The organism is Autumnicola musiva (genome assembly GCF_031846585.1).
Taxonomy (GTDB): Bacteria; Bacteroidota; Bacteroidia; order Flavobacteriales; family Flavobacteriaceae; genus Autumnicola; species Autumnicola musiva.
Window position 1 is genome coordinate 1 of record NZ_JAVRHK010000067.1, and the last position, 987, is coordinate 987.

Here is a 987-nt window from a genome sequence, read left to right on the forward strand (position 1 = left end):
ACAAGCTGGTTTTTAATCTATTATTTATTTAGAACCATTCTAAATATTGTTTGTCCGATACAATTATGGTTCAATTCTTGTAAATTTGTGTCATGTTGTTACACAACATTATTCAATATTACATTATTATGTTTAAAAAGAACGTCCATTTCAAAGGTAAAAAATCTACCTCTTTTAAAACTAAAGGAGATAGACTTGGCTGGGTTTCTGTAAGGGAAGCAAAATCTGTTTCTCTTAAGAAAGCTTTATCTGATGGTAAAGAGGTTGTTCACTTCAATAAAAGTGATAAAACACCTTTGTTGGTTCCCTAAATGTTAATTACTCAGACTGGTTATCCTCTAAACTTTATTCAAGAAGAACCGGCTACCTATGTTGCTTGCCATGATAGAACTTGGATTTTTAAGTTCTTCTCTCCAAAAGTAAAATTACATTATATAGTTCGAGCAGAACGTCATTCTCATGAATTTTTTGCTATTAAGTTTTATGCTAAAAAACACAAAAGGAGTGATAGAAAATATAATATCGTAATTAATAAGGGAGATGTAGCAAATATTCTTGTGACTTGTGCTAAAGCTATACCTTATATTTTAACTGATTATCCTAATGCTTCTTTTGGATTTATAGGTTCTAGAACTATAGATCCTTATTCTAATAAAGTAGAGGGTTATGCTAATAATCAACGCTATAAATTATATAAGTATCATATTCCTCAATTAATCGGAGATCAAGTTTTTGTGCACACAGCTTATAAAAAAGCTAGTGCATATTCTTTAATCAACAAAAATGTAGGAGATACTAAAAAATATGAAAAGAAGGTAAAATCTATAATCGTAAATCATTACGAGAATATCTTGGATATTGAATAATATTAAAGCAGAATCTTCTAAAAAGTTTGCTTGTAACGGTTATGGTTATCGCAAGTTGCGGGAGTAAGGACGCGGACTTGTCGGCTTAGTTATTTTCTTTATTGGTTTCTAAAATTACACT

General features: G+C 29.9%; 2 protein-coding genes. Both read left to right on the forward strand.

The window, feature by feature from the left end; genetic code table 11:
- The first annotated feature begins 128 nt into the window (after positions 1-128).
- On the forward strand, positions 129-311 hold the full coding sequence (locus RM539_RS19855) for a hypothetical protein (RefSeq protein ID WP_311505160.1): 183 nt from the start codon (positions 129-131) through the stop codon (positions 309-311).
- A complete protein-coding gene (locus RM539_RS19860; RefSeq protein ID WP_311505161.1) occupies positions 312-866 on the forward strand; it encodes a hypothetical protein in 555 nt (184 codons plus the stop codon).
- Positions 867-987 lie beyond the last annotated feature (121 nt).